Genomic DNA, 13526 nt, shown 5'->3' with positions numbered 1-13526 from the left:
ACCGACAACGCGGCGCTGCCAGCGGGAGACGGTCATGAACGAGTTGATGAATATTTTCGGCCAGGTCCAGGGCCCCCAGAGCTTCGACCAGATCCGCATCCAGATCGCCAGCCCCGAGCGCATCCGCTCCTGGTCGTTCGGCGAGATCAAGAAGCCGGAAACCATCAACTACCGCACCTTCAAGCCGGAGCGCGACGGTCTGTTCTGCGCGCGGATCTTCGGCCCGATCAAGGACTACGAGTGCTTGTGCGGCAAGTACAAGCGCATGAAGTACCGCGGCATCATCTGCGAGAAGTGCGGCGTCGAGGTCACGCTGTCGAAGGTCCGGCGCGAGCGCATGGGCCACATCGAGCTGGCCTCGCCGGTCGCGCACATCTGGTTCCTGAAGTCGCTGCCGAGCCGCATCGGCCTGCTGCTCGACATGACGCTCAAGGATCTGGAGCGCATCCTCTATTTCGAGAACTACGTCGTCATCGAGCCGGGCCTGACCCCGCTGAAGCTGCATTCGCTGCTCAGCGAGGAAGACTTCATGAACGCCCAGGACGAGTATGGCGAGGACGCCTTCACCGCCTCGATCGGGGCGGAGGCGCTGCGCATCATGCTGTCCGCGCTCGACCTCGAGGAAGAGAAGAAGACCTGCCGCGAGGAGCTGCGCGACACCAACTCCGAAGCCAAGCGCAAGAAGCTGGTCAAGCGCCTCAAGCTGATCGACGCCTTCATGGCCTCGCAGTCGCGGCCCGAGTGGATGATCCTGGAAGTCGTTCCGGTGATCCCGCCCGAGCTGCGTCCGCTGGTCCCGCTCGACGGCGGCCGCTTCGCCACCTCGGATCTGAACGACCTGTACCGCCGCGTCATCAACCGCAACAACCGCCTCAAGCGGCTGATCGAGCTGAAGGCGCCGGACATCATCGTCCGCAACGAGAAGCGCATGCTTCAGGAAGCGGTTGATGCGCTGTTCGACAACGGCCGCCGTGGCCGCGTCATCACCGGCGCCAACAAGCGTCCGCTGAAGTCGCTATCCGACATGCTCAAGGGCAAGCAGGGCCGCTTCCGTCAGAACCTGCTCGGCAAGCGCGTCGATTACTCGGGCCGTTCGGTCATCGTCGTCGGTCCGGAGCTGAAGCTGCACCAGTGCGGCCTGCCGAAGAAGATGGCGCTGGAGCTGTTCAAGCCCTTCATCTACGCCAAGCTGGAGCTGTACGGGTTGGCCTCGACCATCAAGGCCGCCAAGCGGATGGTGGAGAAGGAGCGTCCCGAGGTCTGGGACATCCTGGAGGAGGTCATCCGCGAGCATCCGGTGATGCTGAACCGCGCGCCGACCCTGCACCGTCTGGGCATCCAGGCCTTCGAGCCGACGCTGATCGAGGGCAAGGCGATCCAGCTGCACCCGCTGGTCTGCACCGCCTTCAACGCCGACTTCGACGGCGACCAGATGGCCGTGCACGTCCCGCTGTCGCTCGAAGCGCAGCTGGAAGCGCGCGTCCTGATGATGTCGACCAACAACATCCTGTCGCCCGCCAACGGCAAGCCGATCATCGTGCCGTCGCAGGACATCGTGCTCGGCATCTACTACATTTCGATGGACCGCCCCGGTGAGCGGGGCGAGAACATGGTGTTCGCCAACGTCTCGGAGATCGAGCAGGCGCTGAACGCCAAGGTCCTGTCGATCCACGCCAAGATCAAGGCGCGCTACGTCGGCGTCGACGACGAGGGCAACGAGAAGATCTCGATCGTCGAGACGACCCCCGGCCGCATGCTGATGTCGGAGATCCTGCCGCGTCATCCCAACGTGCCGTTCTCGCTGATCAACCGCGTGCTGACCAAGAAGGACGTCGGCAACGTCATCGACGCCGTCTACCGCCATTGCGGCCAGAAGGAGACGGTGATCTTCGCCGACCGGCTGATGAAGCTGGGCTTCGGCCACGCCTGCCGCGCCGGCATCTCGTTCGGCAAGGACGACATGGTCATCCCCGAGGCCAAGACCCGTCTGGTCAACGAGTCGAAGGAGCGGGTGAAGGAGTTCGAGCAGCAGTATCTCGACGGCCTGATCACCCAGGGCGAGAAGTACAACAAGGTCGTCGACGTCTGGTCGGAGTGCACCGAGAAGGTCGCCTCCGAGATGATGAAGGCCATCTCGACCACCGAGGCCGGCAAGCCGGTCAACTCGGTGTACATGATGGCCCACTCCGGCGCCCGCGGTTCCGCCGCGCAGATCCGCCAGCTCGCCGGCATGCGCGGCCTGATGGCCAAGCCGTCGGGCGAGATCATCGAGACGCCGATCATCTCGAACTTCAAGGAAGGCCTGACCGTGCTGGAGTACTTCAACTCCACCCACGGCGCCCGCAAGGGTCTGGCCGATACCGCCTTGAAGACGGCGAACTCCGGTTACCTCACCCGCCGTCTCGTCGACGTGGCGCAGGACGCCATCATCGTCGAGCATGACTGCGGCACGACCAAGGGCATCACCGTCAAGGCGGTGATCGACGGCGGCGAGGTCATCTCGCCGCTGGGCGACCGCATCCTCGGCCGCACCGCGGTCGGCGACGTGATCGACCCGCTGAACGGCGAGCTGATCATCGAGGACGGCGGCCTGATCGACGAGCCGACGGTCGACCGCGTCGAGCGCTCAGGCATCGACAGCGTGTTCATCCGCTCGGTGCTGACCTGCGAGACCAAGGACGGCGTCTGCGCCAAGTGCTACGGCCGCGATCTGGCCCGTGGCACGCTGGTGAACACCGGCGAGGCGGTCGGCGTCATCGCGGCGCAGTCGATCGGCGAGCCCGGCACCCAGCTGACGATGCGCACCTTCCACATCGGTGGTGCGGCGCAGCGCGGCGCGGAGCAGAGCCAGGTCGAGGCGGTGTTCGACGGTACGGTGCGGATCAACAACCGCAACGTCGTCATCAACTCGTCCGGCATCCCGGTGGTCATGGGCCGCAGCACCGAGGTCGTCCTGCTCGACGAGCAGGGCCGTGAGCGGGCGCGTCACCGCGTGCCCTACGGCGCCAAGCTGCTGGCCGACGACGACGTCAAGGTCGAGCGTGGCCAGAAGCTGGCCGAGTGGGACCCCTACACCCTGCCGATCATCACCGAGCGCGCCGGCACCGCCCGCTACATCGACCTCGTGGAAGGCATCTCCATGCGCGAGGTGATGGACGAGGCGACGGGCATCAGCTCGAAGGTGGTGGTGGATTGGCGCCAGCAGCCGCGCGGTGCCGATCTGAAGCCGCGCATCGCGCTGGTCGACGACCGGGGTGAGCTGATCACCCTGCCGAACGGCCTGGAAGCCCGCTACTTCATGTCGGTGGACGCCATCCTCTCGGTGGAGAACGGCGCCGAGGTCCAGGCCGGCGACGTGCTGGCCCGTATCCCGCGCGAATCGTCGAAGACCCGCGACATCACGGGCGGTCTGCCGCGCGTGGCCGAGCTGTTCGAGGCGCGCCGTCCGAAGGACTTCGCGATCATCTCGGAGATGAGCGGCCGCGTCGAGTTCGGGAAGGACTACAAGACCAAGCGCCGCATCGTCGTCCGCAACGACGAATCGGGGGACGAGAAGGAGTATCTGATCCCGAAGGGCAAGCACATCTCGGTGCAGGAGGGCGATTACGTCGAGCGCGGCGACCTGCTGATGGACGGCAACCCGGTGCCGCACGACATCCTGGCGGTGATGGGCGTGGAGGCTCTGGCCAACTACCTCATCAACGAGATCCAGGACGTCTACCGGTTGCAGGGCGTGAAGATCAACGACAAGCACATCGAGGTGATCGTCCGCCAGATGCTGCAGAAGGTCGAGATCACCGACGCCGGCGAGACCACCTTCCTGGTGGGCGAGCAGGTGGACCGTCAGGAGTTCGACGAGGAGAACGAGAAGACCGCCGCCGAAGGCCTGCAGATCGCCGCAGGCCACCCGGTGCTACAGGGCATCACCAAGGCCAGCCTACAGACGCGTTCCTTCATCTCGGCCGCGTCGTTCCAGGAAACCACCCGCGTCCTCACGGAAGCGGCCGTCGGCGGCAAGGTCGACAATCTGGAAGGCCTGAAGGAGAACGTCATCGTCGGCCGCCTGATCCCGGCCGGCACCGGCTCCGTGGTGAACCGCCTGAAGCAGATCGCCGCCGAGCGCGACCGCGAGGCGGAGCTGGAAAGCGGCATCGCGGAGGACACTCCGGCCCTGCCGCAGCCCGGTGAGGAAAGCACGGCGGCCTGACGGCCTCCGTCATAAGGGTAGGGCAGGGGGCGCGTTCCGCGAGGGACGCGCCCCTTCGCTTTCGGAGCGCCGGAAAACCCGCAAATCACGGCGCAATCCGCTGAAATGCTTGCTTGACGCCCCTTGGCCGCTTCCCTATAGTCCGCGAACTTCAAAGGGACCCTGGGGCGGAGTGTATCCGCTCATGGCCATCCGGATGAACCCATCGACATAGCCGGTCGAAGCGATTTGGTCGGCGTTTGCTCATTCGGCCCGCTCGAAGCGGCAACGCTTCGCAGGCGGGCTTTTGCATCGTCCGGCTCCGCCGGACGAATCGTCTTGAAGGGATAAAGGGCAGCTATGCCGACGATCAACCAGTTGATCCGTAAGCCGCGCGAGCCGTTGGCCGCGCGCAACAAGGTTCCGGCCATGGAGGCCTGCCCGCAGAAGCGCGGCGTGTGCACCCGTGTCTACACCACCACGCCGAAGAAGCCGAACTCGGCCCTTCGTAAGGTCGCCCGCGTTCGTCTGACGAACGGCTTCGAGGTGACCAGCTACATCCCGGGTGAAGGCCACAACCTTCAGGAACACTCGGTGGTCATGATCCGTGGCGGCCGTGTGAAGGATCTTCCCGGCGTGCGCTACCACATCATTCGCGGCACGCTGGATACCCAGGGCGTCAAGGATCGTAAGCAGCGCCGGTCGAAGTACGGCGCGAAGCGTCCGAAGTAAGGAGAACTCACGATGTCCCGTCGTCATCGCGCCGAGAAGCGTGAAGTCCTGCCGGACGCCAAGTACGGCGACCGTGTTCTGACCAAGTTCATGAACTGCCTGATGCTGGACGGCAAGAAGTCGGCCGCCGAAGGCATCGTCTACGGCGCGCTCGGCCGCATCGAGGTCAAGACCAAGAACGATCCCGTTCAGGTCTTCCACGACGCGCTCGCCAACGTGAAGCCGCACCTGGAAGTTCGCTCGCGCCGCGTCGGCGGTGCGACCTACCAGGTTCCGGTCGAGGTTCGCTCGGACCGCGCCCAGGCCCTGGCCATCCGCTGGCTGATCAGCGCCGCCCGCGCCCGCTCGGAAAACACCATGACCGAGCGTCTGTCGGGTGAGCTGCTCGATGCCGCCAACCAGCGCGGCACCGCCGTCAAGAAGCGCGAAGACACGCACCGCATGGCGGAAGCCAACAAGGCGTTCTCGCACTACCGCTGGTAAGGCCACCGTCGCTCCGGGTGATCGTTCATGCCCCGCTCGCACGCTCTCGACCGTTACCGCAACATCGGCATCATGGCCCACATCGATGCCGGGAAGACGACGACGACCGAGCGCATCCTGTTCTACACCGGCAAATCCTATCGGATGGGCGAGGTCAATGACGGCACCGCCGTCATGGACTGGATGGAGCAGGAGCAGGAGCGGGGAATCACGATCACCTCGGCGGCGACGACCTGCTTCTGGCGCGACCACCGCATCAACATCATCGACACGCCCGGCCACGTCGACTTCACCATCGAGGTCGAACGGTCGCTGCGCGTGCTTGATGGTGCCGTCGCCATTTTCGATTCGGTGGCGGGGGTGGAGCCCCAGACGGAAACCGTGTGGCGGCAGGCCGACAAGTACGGCGTGCCGCGCATGGGCTTCATCAACAAGATGGACCGCGTCGGCGCTGATTTCGACGGCTGCGTCGCGATGATGAGGGAGCGGCTGGGCGTGGTCCCGCTGGTCCTGCAACTGCCCATCGGATCCGAGGCCGCCTTCGTCGGCGTCGTCGATCTGGTGGAGATGCGCGCCACCGTCTGGAAGACCGAGACGCTGGGCGCGGAATTCTACCACACTGAAATTCCCGAGGATCTGAGGGCGGCGGCGGACCAGGCGCGCCAGGCGCTGCTCGACGCCGTGCTCGACCTCGACGAGGCGGCCACGTCCGCCTATCTGGAAAGCGGCGCGGAACCCTCGCCCGAGACGTTGCGCGCCTGCATCCGCAAGGGCACGATCGCCGGCGCCTTCGTTCCGGTTCTCTGCGGCTCCGCCTTCCGCAACAAGGGCATCCAGCCGATGCTGGACGCCGTGGTCGATTACCTGCCGGCCCCGGTCGACATCGGTGCCATCAAGGGCCACCATGTCGGCGGCGCCGGAACGGACGAGCGCGCGGCCAATGACGACGCGCCCTTTTCCGGCCTCGCCTTCAAGGTGATGAACGACCCCTATGTCGGGCCGCTGACCTTCTTCCGGGTCTATTCCGGCACGGTCGGCGTCGGTGACACCGTGGTCAACCCGGTGAAGGGCGAGCGCGAGAAGATCGGCCGCATGCTGCTGATGCACGCCAACAGCCGCGAGGACATCGAGCGCGCCCACACCGGCGACATCGTCGCCTTCGCCGGGCTGGAGTTCACCGGCACCGGCGACACGCTGTGCGACCCGGCCAAGCCGATCGTGCTGGAGCGGATGGACGTTCCGGAGCCGGTCATCGAGGTGGTGGTCGAGCCGCGCACCGACTCCGACCATGACCGGATGAGTGCCGCGCTCGGCAAGCTGATCCAGGAGGATCCGTCGCTGCAGGTGTCGGTGGACCGCGAGAACGGCCAGACCATCCTCCGCGGCATGGGCGAGCTGCATCTGGAAATCGTCGTCGACCGCATGAAGCGCGAATTCCGCGTCGACGCGGCGGTCGGAACGCCGAAGGTCGCCTACCGCGAGACGATCACCCGCAAGGCCGAGATCGACCACACGCACCGCCGGCAGACCGGCGACCGTGCGCAGTTCGCCCGTGTCGCCCTCGCCTTCGAGCCGCTGGCGCCGGGGTCGGGCTTCGTGTTCGAGAACCGTGCCGCCGCGGCCGCGGTGCCCAAGGAGTTCGTCGCCGGGGTGCAGAAGGGGCTCGAGGCGCTGCGCGATGGCGGTGTCGTTGCCGGCTTCCCGACGGTGGACGTCAAGGCGACGCTGACCGACGGCGCCTTCCACGACGTCGATTCCTCGACCCTGGCTTTCGAGCTGGCGACCCGCGCCGCCGCCCGCGACGGGCTGGCGAAGGCCGCGCCGGTGCTGCTGGAGCCGCTGATGCGGGTCGAAATCATCACGCCGGAAGACTATATGGGTGACGTGATCGGCGACCTGAACGGCCGCCGGGGGCAGATCACCGGCATGGACCTGCGCGGCAACGCGCAGGTCGTCACGGGGTTGGTTCCCCTGGCGTCCATGTTCGGTTATGTGAACTCCCTGCGCTCGATGAGCCAGGGCCGCGCGCAGTACAGCATGCAGTTCGACCATTATGAGCCGGTGCCACAGGCCATCGCGGACGGCGTCCGCGCCAAGGTGGCCTGAAAACCGCTGGAACGATTGAGAAACGGAGAGACCGACCATGGCTAAGGCAAAGTTCGAGCGGAACAAGCCGCACTGCAACGTTGGCACGATCGGCCACGTCGACCACGGCAAGACGTCGCTGACGGCGGCGATCACGAAGGTGCTGGCGGAGTCCGGCGGCGCGACCTTCACCGCCTACGATCAGATCGACAAGGCGCCGGAAGAGAAGGCGCGCGGTATCACGATCTCGACCGCCCACGTCGAGTACGAGACGACCAACCGCCACTACGCGCACGTCGACTGCCCCGGCCACGCCGACTATGTGAAGAACATGATCACCGGCGCCGCCCAGATGGACGGCGCGATCCTGGTCGTGTCGGCCGCCGACGGCCCGATGCCGCAGACCCGCGAGCACATCCTGCTGGCCCGCCAGGTCGGCGTGCCGGCGCTGGTGGTGTTCATGAACAAGGTCGACATGGTCGACGATCCGGAGCTGCTGGAGCTGGTCGAGCTGGAAGTGCGCGAGCTGCTCTCGTCCTACCAGTTCCCGGGCGACGACATTCCGATCACCAAGGGCTCGGCCCTGTGCGCGCTGGAAGACCGTTCGCCGGAGATCGGCCGTGACGCCGTTCTCGCCCTGATGAAGACGGTGGATGAGTACATCCCGCAGCCGGAGCGTCCGGTCGACCGTCCGTTCCTGATGCCGATCGAGGACGTGTTCTCGATCTCGGGCCGCGGCACCGTGGTGACCGGCCGCGTCGAGCGCGGCATCGTCAAGGTCGGCGAGGAAGTCGAGATCGTCGGCCTGAAGGCGACGGTGAAGACGACGGTGACCGGCGTCGAGATGTTCCGCAAGCTGCTCGAGTCGGGCCAGGCGGGCGACAACATCGGCGCGCTGCTGCGCGGCACCAAGCGCGAGGACGTCGAGCGCGGCCAGGTCCTGGCCAAGCCGGGCTCGATCACCCCGCACACCAAGTTCAAGGCCGAGGCCTACATCCTGACGAAGGAAGAGGGCGGCCGCCACACGCCGTTCTTCACCAACTACCGTCCGCAGTTCTATTTCCGCACGACCGACGTGACGGGGATGGTGTCGCTGCCGGAAGGCGTCGAGATGGTGATGCCGGGCGACAACATCGCCATGGACGTGGCGCTGATCGCCCCGATCGCCATGGACGAGGGCCTGCGTTTCGCCATCCGTGAGGGTGGTCGCACCGTCGGCGCCGGCGTCGTTGCCAAGATCGTCGAGTAAGCTTTCGGTATCGCGGTTTGGGGTGGATCGGTTCGCCGGCCCGCCCCTGCTCGCAGGGTTCTAGCCATCGGGCGCCGTCTCTTCCCAGCAGCCCCCGTGCCGATCCTCTTCTTCCCGCAGCGGGGAGAATCAGGATTGACACGGGGGCTGCGACAACATAGAGATTACGCCCTCTGGATTTTGGGTTGGTGGTAGGCAGGTTCGGCCTAGACGCAGCCCGATGACGAACGGCAAGGCGCGCCCCGACGATGGGTTGGGGCGCGCATCCGCCGACCGGAACATCCCTTCCGCGCCTTGCCGCGCGGGGGATGTTCTTTTTCGTATCGGCCCGTCGCATCGGTCGGAAGAGTCGCCCGTCGCCCGCTTCGGTGGAACGGCGCGCGGCGTCTCGTCGCCTGCGGTTCGCGGAAGTTTGTGAAGAGGTTCCGGTGGCGCGTCCGCGTCACCGCTACGAGGTGCAAGGGACGTTTGGACATGGACAGCCAGAACATCCGCATCCGCCTGAAGGCGTTCGATCATCGCGTGCTCGACCAGTCGACCAGCGAGATCGTCAACACCGCCAAGCGGACCGGCGCGCGCGTGCGGGGCCCGATCCCGCTGCCGACGCAAATCGAGAAGTTTACCGTGAACCGCTCGCCGCACATCGACAAGAAGTCGCGCGAGCAGTTCGAGATCCGCACCCACAAGCGTCTGCTCGACATCGTCGATCCGACGCCGCAGACGGTGGACGCGCTGATGAAGCTCGACCTCGCCGCCGGCGTGGATGTCGAGATCAAGCTCTGAGTTTTTTTCCGGTTTGGTGAGGGACCTCTCCGGTAAAGCGGATGTCCCTGGTCAGGAGATAAAGAACAATGCGATCCGGTTTGATCGCGCAGAAGGTCGGCATGACCCGCGTCTTCACGGACGACGGCCAGCATGTTCCGGTCACTGTGCTGAAAGTCGACAACTGCCAGGTCGTCGCCGTTCGCACCGAGGACAAGGATGGCTACACCGCCGTCCAGCTCGGCGCGGGTGCCATCAAGGTCAAGAACGTCAACAAGCCTGAGCGTGGGCATTTCGCCAAGGCGCGTGTGGAACCGAAGCGCAAGCTCGCCGAGTTCCGCGTCGACGCCGATGCCCTGATCGAAGTCGGCGCCGAGATCTCGGTCAGCCACTTCGTCGCCGGCCAGTATGTCGACGTCACCGGCACCTCCATCGGCAAGGGCTTTGCCGGTGCGATGAAGCGCTGGAACTTCGGTGGTCTGCGCGCCACGCACGGCGTGTCGGTGTCGCACCGCTCGCACGGTTCGACGGGCAACCGTCAGGATCCCGGCAAGGTCTTCAAGAACAAGAAGATGGCCGGCCATCTCGGCGACGAGAAGGTCACGGTCCTGAACCTACAGGTCGTGTCGGTCGACGAGGCCCGTGGTCTGATCCTGCTGAAGGGTGCCGTCCCCGGCGCCGAGGGCGGCTGGCTGCGCATCCGCGACGCCGTGAAGAAGAAGGCGCCGGAAGGCCTGCCCTTCCCGGCGGCCGTCAAGTCGGCTCCGGCGGCGGAAGCCCCGGCCGAGTCGCAGGAGTGAGCGCCATGAAGGCCACGATCAAGAATCTGAACAACGAAGCCGTCGGCGAGATCGAGCTGTCGGACGCCGTGTTCGGTCTGCCGGCCCGCACCGACCTGCTGGCCCGCATGGTGAACTGGCAGCTGGCCAAGCGCCGCTCCGGCAACCACAAGACCAAGGGCATCAGCGAGATCTCCGGCACGACCAAGAAGCCCTACGGGCAGAAGGGCACCGGCCGCGCTCGTCAGGGTTCCATCCGTTCCGCGCAGTTCCGCGGCGGCGCCACCATCTTCGGCCCGGTCGTCCGCTCGCACGAGCATGACCTGACCAAGAAGGTCCGCAAGCTGGCCCTGAAGACCGCCCTGTCGGCCAAGGCCGCCGAAGGCAAGCTGGTCGTCCTCGACGCCGCTTCCTCCGACAGCCACAAGACCAAGGAGTTGGCAGTTCGTCTCGCCACCCTCGGCCTGACCTCGGCGCTGATCATCGATGGCTCGAACCTGGACGAGAATTTCGCCAAGGCGTCGCGCAACATCCCGCTGATCGACCTGCTCCCGGAGCAGGGCGCGAACGTCTACGACATCCTCCGCCGCGACACGCTGGTCCTGACCCGCAACGCGGTCGAGCAACTGGAGGCTCGCCTGAAATGAGCAATCGGTCGAAACCTTCGGTTAGCCAGGAGCGGATGTACGATCTCATCCTCGCTCCGGTCATCACCGAGAAGTCGACGCTGGTGTCGGAGCACAACCAGGTCACCTTCCGCGTGCCGCTCACGGCCACCAAGCCGGAGATCAAGGCCGCCGTTGAAGGCCTCTTCAACGTCAAGGTGACCGCGGTCAACACCCTGATCTCCAAGGGCAAGACCAAGCGGTTCCGCGGCATCATGGGCCGTCGGTCGGACTTCAAGAAGGCCATTGTTACCCTCGCCGAGGGCAACAAGATCGACGTGACCACGGGCATCTGAGCGGGAGTGTGATCCGATGGCTCTGAAGCAATACCGCCCGATTACTCCCTCGCTCCGCCAGCTGGTCATCGTCGACCGCTCGGAGCTGTGGAAGGGCAAGCCGGTCAAGTCCCTCACCGAGGGCCTGACCAAGTCCGGCGGCCGCAACAACACCGGCCGCATCACCGCGCGCCGGATGGGTGGCGGTCACAAGCGCGTCTACCGTCTGGTGGACTTCAAGCGTCGCAAGTTCGACGTTCCGGCCACCGTCGAGCGGCTGGAATACGACCCGAACCGCACCGCCTTCATCGCGCTGATCAAGTACCAGGATGGGACGCTGTCCTACATCCTGGCGCCGCAGCGCCTGAAGGTCGGCGACACGGTCATCTCGGGCGAGAAGGTCGACGTGAAGCCCGGCAACGCGATGCCCCTCAAGAGCATCCCGGTCGGCTCCATCGTCCACAACGTCGAGCTGAAGCCCGGCAAGGGCGGTCAGGTCGCGCGCTCCGCGGGCACCTACCTCCAGCTCGTCGGCCGTGACGGCGGCTACGCCCAGCTGAAGCTGCCCTCGGGCGAGCTTCGCGTGGTGCGCGGCGAGTGCATGGCGACCCTGGGTGCTGTGTCGAACCCCGACCAGATGAACACCAACCTCGGCAAGGCCGGCCGCAAGCGCTGGCTGGGTGTCCGTCCGTCGGTCCGTGGCGTCGCCATGAACCCGATCGACCACCCGCACGGCGGTGGTGAAGGCCGCACCTCGGGCGGCCGTCATCCGGTCACCCCGTGGGGCAAGCCGACCAAGGGCAAGAAGACGCGTCACAACAAGAAGACGGATGGCCTGATCCTGCGCCGCCGTCATTCGAAGTAAGGAGGTCGAACGATGGCACGCTCCGTTTGGAAAGGCCCGTTCGTCGACGGCTATCTGCTCAAGAAGGCGGACAAGAGCCGGGCTTCGGGTCGCAACGAGATCATCAAGATCTGGTCGCGTCGCTCGACCATCCTGCCGCAGTTCGTGGGTCTGACGTTCGGCGTCTACAACGGCCACAAGTTCCTGCCGGTTCTCGTCACCGAGCACATGATCGGTCACAAGTTCGGCGAGTTCGCTCCGACGCGGACCTTCTACGGTCACGCGGCGGACAAGAAGGCGAAGAGGAAGTAACCCATGGGCAAGTCTGCCAATCCCAGCCGGGTCGAGGAGAACGAGGCTCTGGCCCGCAATCCGATGATCCGCACCAGCCCGCGGAAGCTCAACCTCGTCGCCCAGCTGATCCGGAACATGGACGCCAGCCGCGCCGTGGCCGAGTTGACCTTCTCCAAGCGCCGCATCGCCGGCGAGGTGAAGAAGGTCCTACAGGCCGCGATCGCGAACGCCGAGAACAACCACCAGCTCGACGTCGACCGTCTCTACGTGTCGTCGGCGACGGTCGGTCGCGCTCTGGTGATGAAGCGCTTCCACGCCCGTGCCCGCGGCCGTGGCGCCCGGGTCGAGAAGCTGTTCAGCAACCTGACGATCATCGTCCGCGAGCGTGACGCCGCCGTTGCCGAAGGGGCCGAGTAATGGGTCAGAAAGTCAATCCGATCGGGCTGCGCGTCGGCATCAACCGCACCTGGGACAGCCGGTGGTTCGCCAAGCGCGACTACTCCAACCTGCTGCATCAGGACCTGAAGCTGCGCGGTTACCTGCAGGGTCGCCTGCAGCAGGCCGGCGTGTCGCGCGTCATCATCGAGCGTCCGGCCAAGAAGGCCCGCATCACCATCCACTCGGCCCGTCCGGGCGTGGTGATCGGCAAGAAGGGCGCGGACATCGAGAAGCTGCGTCTCGAGCTGTCGAAGATGACCGGCAGCGAGGTGAGCCTGAACATCGTCGAGATCCGCAAGCCGGAGATCGACGCCCGTCTCATCGCCGAGAACATCGCCAGCCAGCTGGAGCGCCGCGTGGCCTTCCGTCGCGCCATGAAGCGCGCCGTGCAGTCCGCGATGCGCCTCGGTGCCCAGGGCATCCGGATCAACTGCTCCGGCCGTCTGGGCGGGGCGGAGATCGCCCGCATGGAGTGGTACCGCGAGGGCCGCGTTCCGCTGCACACCCTGCGCGCCGACATCGACTACGGTGTGGGCACCGCCAAGACCACCTACGGCACCTGCGGTGTCAAGGTCTGGGTGTTCAAGGGCGAGATCATGGCTCACGACCCGATGGCGCAGGACAAGCGCATGGGCTCCGAGCCGGTGTCGACCGATGGCGAGCCGCGCCGCGATCGTCATGATCGTCGCGACCGCCGCGAGCGCTCCGAGCGCTCCGAACGCGAGTAAAGGGGC

General features: G+C 65.9%; 13 protein-coding genes. All 13 read left to right on the top strand.

Going from position 1 to position 13526, the window contains the following annotated elements:
- Window positions 1-34 precede the first annotated feature (34 nt).
- The 13 genes from rpoC (at window position 35) to rpsC (ending at window position 13520) form a co-directional block, all read left to right on the top strand.
- Window positions 35-4207 carry a DNA-directed RNA polymerase subunit beta' gene (gene rpoC, locus JN22_RS17275; protein ID WP_085555140.1) on the top strand — a complete coding sequence of 1391 codons (4173 nt, stop codon included), beginning with the start codon at window positions 35-37 and terminating at the stop codon, window positions 4205-4207.
- Window positions 4208-4546: 339 nt separating this feature from the next.
- Window positions 4547-4918, top strand: coding sequence for a 30S ribosomal protein S12 (gene rpsL / locus JN22_RS17270; protein ID WP_012973201.1), 372 nt, complete (start codon window positions 4547-4549; stop codon window positions 4916-4918).
- Between the two features lie 12 nt (window positions 4919-4930).
- Window positions 4931-5401, top strand: coding sequence for a 30S ribosomal protein S7 (rpsG, locus tag JN22_RS17265; protein WP_085555139.1), 471 nt, complete (start codon window positions 4931-4933; stop codon window positions 5399-5401).
- Window positions 5402-5428: 27 nt separating this feature from the next.
- Entirely contained in the window at window positions 5429-7507 is a 2079-nt protein-coding gene (fusA, locus tag JN22_RS17260; protein ID WP_085555138.1) for an elongation factor G, read from the top strand.
- Between the two features lie 37 nt (window positions 7508-7544).
- Window positions 7545-8735 (top strand): elongation factor Tu, encoded by a 1191-nt coding sequence (gene tuf, locus JN22_RS17255; RefSeq protein WP_085555137.1) that lies wholly within the window; start codon window positions 7545-7547, stop codon window positions 8733-8735.
- Window positions 8736-9209: 474 nt separating this feature from the next.
- Window positions 9210-9518: a 30S ribosomal protein S10 gene (rpsJ, locus tag JN22_RS17250; RefSeq protein ID WP_085555136.1), complete on the top strand. Its 309-nt coding sequence runs from the start codon at window positions 9210-9212 to the stop codon at window positions 9516-9518.
- Between the two features lie 68 nt (window positions 9519-9586).
- Window positions 9587-10297: a 50S ribosomal protein L3 gene (gene rplC / locus JN22_RS17245; protein WP_085555135.1), complete on the top strand. Its 711-nt coding sequence runs from the start codon at window positions 9587-9589 to the stop codon at window positions 10295-10297.
- A 5-nt stretch (window positions 10298-10302) separates the two neighbouring features.
- Window positions 10303-10923 carry a 50S ribosomal protein L4 gene (gene rplD, locus JN22_RS17240; RefSeq protein ID WP_085555134.1) on the top strand — a complete coding sequence of 207 codons (621 nt, stop codon included), beginning with the start codon at window positions 10303-10305 and terminating at the stop codon, window positions 10921-10923.
- On the top strand, window positions 10920-11237 hold the full coding sequence (locus tag JN22_RS17235; RefSeq protein WP_085555133.1) for a 50S ribosomal protein L23: 318 nt from the start codon (window positions 10920-10922) through the stop codon (window positions 11235-11237). Before rplD ends, JN22_RS17235 begins: the two co-directional genes overlap by 4 nt.
- 16 nt (window positions 11238-11253) lie before the next feature.
- A complete protein-coding gene (gene rplB, locus JN22_RS17230; protein ID WP_085555132.1) occupies window positions 11254-12081 on the top strand; it encodes a 50S ribosomal protein L2 in 828 nt (275 codons plus the stop codon).
- 12 nt (window positions 12082-12093) lie between these two features.
- On the top strand, window positions 12094-12372 hold the full coding sequence (gene rpsS / locus JN22_RS17225) for a 30S ribosomal protein S19 (protein ID WP_012973209.1): 279 nt from the start codon (window positions 12094-12096) through the stop codon (window positions 12370-12372).
- 3 nt (window positions 12373-12375) lie between these two features.
- Entirely contained in the window at window positions 12376-12771 is a 396-nt protein-coding gene (rplV, locus tag JN22_RS17220) for a 50S ribosomal protein L22 (protein WP_085555131.1), read from the top strand.
- Complete coding sequence (gene rpsC / locus JN22_RS17215) at window positions 12771-13520, top strand: 30S ribosomal protein S3 (protein ID WP_085555130.1); 750 nt, start codon at window positions 12771-12773, stop codon at window positions 13518-13520. The genes rplV and rpsC overlap by 1 nt, the downstream gene beginning before the upstream one ends.
- The last annotated feature ends 6 nt before the right edge of the window (window positions 13521-13526 follow it).

The organism is Azospirillum agricola (assembly GCF_020005195.1).
Classification (GTDB): domain Bacteria; phylum Pseudomonadota; class Alphaproteobacteria; order Azospirillales; family Azospirillaceae; genus Azospirillum; species Azospirillum agricola.
This window is presented reverse-complemented; position numbering and strand designations above follow the sequence as displayed.